Source organism: Bacillus sp. JJ1127, assembly GCF_036965845.1.
GTDB lineage: Bacteria > Bacillota > Bacilli > Bacillales > Bacillaceae_G > Bacillus_A.
Window position 1 is genome coordinate 5,460 of sequence record NZ_JBALQK010000068.1, and the last position, 7,558, is coordinate 13,017.

6 protein-coding genes are annotated in these 7,558 nt (G+C 38.5%); 5 read left to right on the top strand and 1 reads right to left on the bottom strand.

Annotation, left to right across the window (positions count from 1 at the left end):
- The first annotated feature begins 86 nt into the window (after positions 1 to 86).
- The 5 genes from V7183_RS08660 (at position 87) to V7183_RS08680 (ending at position 6,578) form a co-directional block, all read left to right on the top strand.
- Positions 87 to 1,601 (top strand): long-chain-fatty-acid--CoA ligase, encoded by a 1,515-nt coding sequence (locus V7183_RS08660; protein ID WP_335359217.1) that lies wholly within the window; start codon positions 87 to 89, stop codon positions 1,599 to 1,601.
- A gap of 37 nt (positions 1,602 to 1,638) precedes the next feature.
- A complete protein-coding gene (locus V7183_RS08665; RefSeq protein WP_335359218.1) occupies positions 1,639 to 2,694 on the top strand; it encodes a TauD/TfdA family dioxygenase in 1,056 nt (351 codons plus the stop codon).
- A 136-nt stretch (positions 2,695 to 2,830) separates the two neighbouring features.
- A complete protein-coding gene (locus V7183_RS08670) occupies positions 2,831 to 4,120 on the top strand; it encodes an MFS transporter (protein ID WP_335359219.1) in 1,290 nt (429 codons plus the stop codon).
- A 312-nt stretch (positions 4,121 to 4,432) separates the two neighbouring features.
- Positions 4,433 to 5,431 carry a TauD/TfdA family dioxygenase gene (locus V7183_RS08675; RefSeq protein ID WP_097897828.1) on the top strand — a complete coding sequence of 333 codons (999 nt, stop codon included), beginning with the start codon at positions 4,433 to 4,435 and terminating at the stop codon, positions 5,429 to 5,431.
- 250 nt (positions 5,432 to 5,681) lie between these two features.
- Positions 5,682 to 6,578, top strand: a complete 897-nt coding sequence (locus V7183_RS08680) for an alpha/beta hydrolase (RefSeq protein ID WP_335359220.1) — start codon at positions 5,682 to 5,684, stop codon at positions 6,576 to 6,578.
- A gap of 106 nt (positions 6,579 to 6,684) precedes the next feature.
- On the opposite strand, the gene V7183_RS08685 is transcribed toward V7183_RS08680, so the two are convergent.
- Positions 6,685 to 7,458 carry an SDR family NAD(P)-dependent oxidoreductase gene (locus V7183_RS08685; RefSeq protein WP_097897830.1) on the bottom strand — a complete coding sequence of 258 codons (774 nt, stop codon included), beginning with the start codon at positions 7,456 to 7,458 and terminating at the stop codon, positions 6,685 to 6,687.
- Between the last annotated feature and the right edge of the window lie 100 nt (positions 7,459 to 7,558).

Sequence of the window (7,558 nt, forward strand, 5' to 3'; positions counted from 1 at the left end):
AAGTATACTTAACGTAATAATATTTTGAATATTCACAATAGTTATCATTCTAACACTTTCATATGAATAAAGGGGGGAATCATTTAATGAGTTATAATTTAGACGAAAATCTGAAAAGAAGTGCAAGTAATTTCCCAGATAGTATCGCTTATATCTATAGAGATAAAAGTGTTACTTATAAAGAACTAAACCAGCAGGTAGATCGATTGGCTGCTGGTTTGTCTGCCCGAGGAATCGGGAAGGGAGATGGAGTGGCTCTTTTATTAGGAAATAGCCCTGAATTTCTTATTACGTACTACGGCATTTTACGACTAGGTGCATTTGTTGTTCCGATGAATCCTTTGTATACCAAAGAGGAAATCAACTACATTTTAGACGATAGTCAAGCTAAAGCAGTTATTGCGCACGTATCCGTGGAACCGAGGTTGTCAGAAATAAAGGAACAATTGGAAAATCTAAAGCTAGTCATTTATACAGATGCCGAGGATCAGGAATCGGCATGGGAGCATTTGATGGAAACAAGTAATAATGTCTGTTCAAGCACTTTCATTGATCAGGAAGACCTTGCAGTCATTCTATACACATCAGGAACAACAGGGAAACCAAAGGGTGCGATGTTATCGCATCGGAATTTGGCTTCGAATGCAGACTCCATTTCAGAATTAATTGAACTCCATGATAAAGATTGTGTAGTAGCTGTTCTACCAATGTTTCATGTTTTCTGTATGACTATAAGTTTGAATGGGCCAATTGCTTGCGGGGCAACTGTCCTGATCCTACCTAAATTCAGCCCTCTTGATGTGGTCCGTACCATTCGAGAAAAAAAGGCAACAGTGTTTGCTGGAGTTCCTACGATGTACAATTTTATCTTTCAATCGCCTGAATCTACTGCGGAAGATTTCTCATCCATTCGCGTGTGTATCTCAGGAGGTGCTTCGATTCCGGTCGAGCTGCTACAAAAATTTGAAAATAAGTACAACGTTTTTATTTTGGAAGGGTATGGACTTTCGGAAACTTCGCCTCTCGTTGCGATTAACCCTTTAAAGGGAACTCGTAAGCCAGGCTCTATCGGTTTAGATATACCAGGCGTCAAGAGCAAAGTTGTCAATGAGGATGGAATAGAAGTGCCGAGAGGAGAAGTCGGAGAATTAGTAGTTCAAGGGCCAAATGTAATGAATGGATACTTAGGAATGCCAGAAGCTACATTAGCAGCCTTTATAGATGGATGGTTTTACACTGGTGATTTAGCAACGATGGATGAAGAAGGATACATCTACATCGTTGATCGAAAGAAGGACATGATTCTTGTTGGTGGATACAATGTATATCCTCGTGAAGTGGAGGAAGTTCTGTATCAACATCCTGCTGTTGTAGAGGCAGCCGTAATCGGAGTTTCTGATGGAGAATACGGAGAAAACGTAAAAGCTTATGTCGTAGTCAATGATGAGCAGATCACCATGAATGACATTATCCGATTTTGTCAGGATAAGCTGGTGAAGTACAAGCTTCCTAGACATGTGGAATTTTCTGAAGAGTTACCTAAGAACTCAACAGGGAAAATTTTGCGCAGAGAGTTAAGACAATTGATTGAAGTTAAGTGAGAAATTAACTAACCATATTATTGAAGGAGGCTTATTTATGTCGTCCATTTTAAAGGAAAAAGTTCAAGGACCAGTAGCGTGGAAAGGTATTGATCTAGCTAAAGATGATTCATGGGTTTATTATTTGTCCGAGAAAATGATCGCATCACTTGAAAGCGCTTTAATTCATGTTAAACAAAAGGGTTTAAAAGCACCTAATTTTAACAAGGAGGACTTCCTGATTCCGGATCTCTCTAACGAAATTGCGTACTTTGTGGAAGAACTAGAGAATGGGAGGGGGTTCCTATTAATTCGTGGATTACCAATGGAAAGGTATACAGATGAAGAAGCGAGCATCATTTATTGGGGGCTCGGACTTCACATGGGTATTCCGGTATCGCAAAACGCAAATGGTGACCTTTTAGGGCACGTCATTGATCAAGGTCTTAGCTTAGAAAATTCAAATGTACGCGGTTACCAAACGAAATTGCATCTTCCTTTTCACGCAGATGGATCTGATGTCGTCGGATTATTAAGCCTTCGAAAAGGGAAAACTGGGGGATTCAGTAGTATCATAAGTTCAATGGCTGTTTATAATGAAATTTTGGAGAAATACCCAGAGTATCTTGGAATTCTCTGTCGTCCATTCAACTTTGATCGCCGGGGTGAGGAGGCGCCAGGTGAATCGCCAGTATTTACATCACCAATTTTTAGTTACTATGATGGTAAATTGAGCTGCAGATATGTCCGTACATTTATAGAATCAGCACAAGCGAAAACAGGTATCCATTTGTCAAAAGTTGAAATTGAAGCGTTAGACATACTAGATTCCATCCTTCATGATGAAAATATGCATTATAATATGATGTTAGAAGAAGGCGATATGCAATTCGTCAATAATTATACAGTTCTTCATTCACGCACTCAATACGAAGACTATGAAGAACCAGAACGCAAACGCCATTTATTAAGATTGTGGCTCACGATGCCAAATGGCCGAGAAATTGCACACGATTTCGCGATGTTTATTGATGAGAAAACAGGTAAAGCGGGTCGTGGTGGTATTCCCGTCCGTGGAAAAACATCTGGTGGTATTATAGAAAACTTGAAGTAATTGGGCTTAAATCCGAAAGACTTACCTTTATAAATCGTTTCATAAGAACATCAATTGATTCATGTGATAGGGAGCACCTTTTCAGATGTGAGGAAAAGGTTTTCCCTTGATGGTAAAAATAAGGGGGATTTATACGTTGAGCACTCCAAAATATTCTTGGATTATATTATTATTTCTAGTTGCTTCAGGTATGATCAACCAAGTTGATAAAATTGTTATTGGTTTGGTTTCCGTTTCCCTAATGAAAGAGTTACATTTAAGCCCTTCACAATGGGGATTGGTGGGAAGTTCCTTCTTTTGGTTCTTTACCTTTTCCTCTATCATTCTTGGTGGTATGGCCGATTCCAAAAACACGAAAAAAATGTTAACTTGGATGTCACTTACATGGTTGATTGTTCAATTTCTCACACCTTTTATTTCTAGCCTGTCTTTGCTAGTGTTTACAAGAATGCTCTTGGGAGCAGGCGAAGGTCCAGCCCCTGCCTTATCAACGGCAATAATGGGGAAATGGTTCCCAAAACATAGACATGGTATAGGCTTTGGCGCTGTTTTGTTAGGGACAACAGGAGGATCAGCAATTGCTTCACCACTATTAATCTCCTTAATCGATCAATATGGATGGAGATCTGCTTTTATAGCCATGGGAATTGTTGGACTGATTGTGTTAGTTTTATGGATTATTTTCGGTAAAGAAAGTCCACAAGAAATCGGATTACCTTCATTTCATCAAGAGGAGGAGCATGCATCAACCCTCTCTAAGGTTTCTTGGCGTCAGTTCCTTCCATATCTTTTGTCTAAAAATTTTATTTTTACCGTTTTGTGTGGCGGCTGTGCCTATTGGTTATTGTCCGTTCAAGCGATATGGTTTCCAGCATACTTTACGAAAGTTCAACATTTTAATGGTCAAACATTAAAACTAGCCGTGTCGTTACCTTTTCTTTTCGCTGCTGTTAGCCAAATTGGATTTTCTATGCTATCAGATCGGATTTATCGAAAAACTGGGGATATTCGTAAAGCACGAATAAATCTTGCCGGTTCCATGATGGTGCTATCTGCTCTTTGTGTATATCTAGCAAATGCCGTGAATTCAACTGCCATATCTATCTTGTTCTTCACCCTTTCTCCAGGTTTTGCATACGTCATTCTTTCACTCGCACCCGCAATATTGATGGACTTTTTTTCTCCCAAAAACATCGGAAAAGCACAAGGAACGTTCATTGCTCTTTCAAGTTCAACAAGTATTATTGCCCCGCTCGTATTCGGATATTTCATCCAATATGCAGCGACTGAGGCAATGGGATATCGTTATGGGTTTCAAGTAACTTCTTTAGGTATGCTCGTTTTCGGATTATTATTTTGGATCGTTGTTCGCCCCGCAAAGCAAAGTAACACAGCGATAAAAGCAGAGGAACAAGTGAGTATTTAAAAGATATACAGCAAGTAAGGGTACAGTAATAACTTTTAAAAAAAATCTTCTTAGTTAGTGAATATACCAAATTGAGGTAGGGTGATTATAGCCATGTTAATTGATTATTTGGTCAATGTATCTATTACTTAGTTTTTTGAAAGGGCTAGTTTGTGAGACTGAATGCCAGTATATATTAATACAACTTAATTATAAATTAAAAATAACAATTTTATTTCATTTATAATTATAAGTATACTAAAGGAAAGAAAATTCTAAATATTCAGTCATATAAAGTGAAAAAATAACTAAATGAATAAAGGAGGAATATTTATGTCAGTCATTATAAATGAAAAAATTCAAGGGCGTTCAGCATGGAAAGGCATTGAACTAGCTAAAGATGATTCATGGATTTATTATTTGTCCGATAAAACGATTGTTGCACTTGATAAGGCATTATTACATGTTCAGCAAAAGGGATTAAAAGCACCAGATTTTAAAAAGGAGGATTTCCTGATTCCTGATCTCGCTGACGAAATCAAATACTTTGTCGACGAAATGGAGAATGGGAGAGGGTTTCTATTGCTTCGCGGATTGCCGATGGAACGGTATACTGACGAAGAAGCAAGCATCATTTACTGGGGTCTCGGACTTCACTTGGGACTGCCGATCATCCAAAGTAAAAATGGGGACCTCTTAGGGCATATCAAAAACATAGGTAAAGACTTTAATGACAATACAAAAGTAAGAGGTTACCAAACAAATGTGCATCTTGACTATCACACAGATCTTGCTGATGTGGTCGGATTACTATGTCTTCGCAAAGCGAAATCTGGTGGTTTAAGCAGTATCGCTAGCGCAATGTCTATCTATAATGAAATTCTGGAGAAGCACCCAGAGTACCTTGAAATTCTTTATCGTCCATTCGCCCATGATCTTCGTGGGGAAGAAGCACTAGGTCAATCTCCGGTAGTTCAATCACCAATCTTTAGCTATTACGATGGTAAATTGAGCTGCAGATATATGCGCCAATATGTCGAATCAGCACAAACGAAAACAGGTATCTCTTTGTCGAAAGAGGAAATCGAAGCATTTGATTTTATAGATTCCCTTACTCATGATAAAAACTTTCATATTGATATGATGATGGAACCAGGTGATATGCAATTCGTTAATAACTATGCTGTTTTTCATTCACGTACATTATTTGAAGATTATGAAGAAGATGACCGCAAACGTCATTTATTAAGATTGTGGCTCATGATGCCAAATGGCCGAAAAATTGCCCCAGATTTCGAGTTTTATATCGGAGGAGCACCTGTAAATAGATAAACAGCTAGTGGTAAGTAAAATCATCATTCTTTCTTAAATTAAGCGGTATGGTGATTTTGTTCATCGAAATAAGGTGAATAAAATCACCATTTTATGTTTTTAATGATGAAGTTAATTGAGGGTTTCAGGACTGGAATAAAGGTTTAAGAAATAGCCGAGTTAATTTTAAAATAATAAATGGAAGTGAGGATGATGTTTCTTGGCAAATTTAGATCCGCAAGCAGAAAAATATTTACAAGCATATAATCAGATGCCGCCAATTCACGAGATGGATCCAAAGGCAGTAAGAGATATGCTTTCCAATGCACCGCGCCCTACTGTAAAATTAGATCCAGTTTCAAAGGTAGAGAACTTGATGATACCGGTAAGTAAAGACGAAGAAATCAAATGTAGGGTATACATACCGGAGGGGCAAGGTCCATTCCCGATATTCATTTACTACCATGGTGGAGGATGGGTTCTGGGAGACATTGAAGTGATGGATGCAAGTTGCCGAATGCTAGCAAATAGAACGGCTAGTATTGTTGTATCTGTAAACTATCGTCTTGCTCCAGAGTATAAGTTCCCGACTCCAGTCGAAGACGCATATACGGCATTGAAATGGGTTTATGAAAAAGGGACCTCCTTTAACGGAGATGTTACTAGATTGGCAGTCGGAGGGGATAGCTCAGGCGGAAATCTAGCGACAGTAGTTACTATGATGGCAAGAGACAGAAAAGGTCCCAACATCACTGCACAGGTCTTAATCTACCCTGCGACAAACCTTGAGTTTAGTACGGAATCCCATCAAACATTTGCAAAAGGATTTGGTCTGGATCGCGAACAGCTGATTTGGTTCCGTGATCATTATGTAAGGAATGATGAGGACAGGTATAATGAATACGCTTCTCCTTTGGTTGCTGAAGATTTAAGTGGTCTCCCGCCAGCGATCGTGATCACAGCAGAAAATGATGTGCTTCGGGATGAAGGAATGGCTTATGCCGAACGACTGAAAAAATTTGGTGTGCAAGTTGAATATGTATGTGAACTCGGTATGATCCACGGCTTTTTTGCACATATGGCTATTTTCTCTAAGAACATTGAATCAACTGTTTCTAAAATTGACAATTTCCTGAATGCTGCTAAATATACAATAGGGATAGATTAGGATTAAAAAGTTATAAAAAAACGAGCCTCAGCTTTTAGTAAGGCTCGTTTTTTTATACATTATTATTGGTAATCTACGATACAGTTACAATATCAACCCTAGCTTTTTAGTAAAAAACGGTATCTCCAATTCCGCCGGTTACCGAAATGACATCGCCAGTAATTGATGCCGCCAAAGGTGAAGCTAGGAAGGTAATGACATTAGCAATTTCTTCTACTGTAATCAAGCGGCCGAGTGCATTGAGTCCTGCCATCTGACGCACAGCCTCTTCATTAGTGACCCGGTTTCTAAACATTTCCGTATCGACAATCCCTGGATAAACAGCATTGACGTTAATTCCGTGTTTTCCTAATTCCAATGATGCGGATTTTGTTAAATGGACAACAGATGCATTACGTGGACCGGAACTAAAATAATTGCCGCCAATTCTAGCAGCCAGGCCACTTATATTTATAATACGTCCCCAATTATTTTCTATCATATAAGGAGCTACAGCTCGCATACAACGAAAATAGCCCATATACTTTTCTTCAAAATCTTTCAAAATAAGTTCATCTTTAATACTATTAAAATCCTCTGGCTCAAAGCCGCCAACACGGGCTCCACTGTTGATTAAAATATCAATGCTTCCCATTGCTGCTGCTGATTTTTCAACTAAATTTAGGATAGAGTCAGGATCAGTGGTATCTGCCACAATTGGATAGATATTTCTTTTTGTTTCTTGAGCTAATTCTTCTGCAGCGATTTTTAGTGAGGATTCGTTTCTTGAACAAATTGTACAATCTACACCTTCCAGAGCCAATTGGCGAGCGGTAGCTTTACCAATCCCCCGGCTTCCTCCAACAATAAGTGCTTTTTTTCCAGATAACTTTAAGTCCATAGTTCAACCTCCTATTTTAATTTAACCGTAAAAGACTAAATTCGAAAGTTAGTTTTCGGAATATTGGATCATTTCTATTTTTGATTCTACAGATAAATTA

Excerpts from the sequence above, each read along its gene's own strand:
- V7183_RS08680 (WP_335359220.1), top strand. The coding sequence starts at position 5,682 with ATGCCGCCAATTCACGAGATGGATCCAAAGGCAGTAAGAGATATGCTT.
- V7183_RS08675 (WP_097897828.1), top strand. The coding sequence starts at position 4,433 with ATGTCAGTCATTATAAATGAAAAAATTCAAGGGCGTTCAGCATGGAAA.
- V7183_RS08665 (WP_335359218.1), top strand. The coding sequence starts at position 1,639 with ATGTCGTCCATTTTAAAGGAAAAAGTTCAAGGACCAGTAGCGTGGAAA.
- V7183_RS08685 (WP_097897830.1), bottom strand. The coding sequence starts at position 7,458 with ATGGACTTAAAGTTATCTGGAAAAAAAGCACTTATTGTTGGAGGAAGC.
- V7183_RS08660 (WP_335359217.1), top strand. The coding sequence starts at position 87 with ATGAGTTATAATTTAGACGAAAATCTGAAAAGAAGTGCAAGTAATTTC.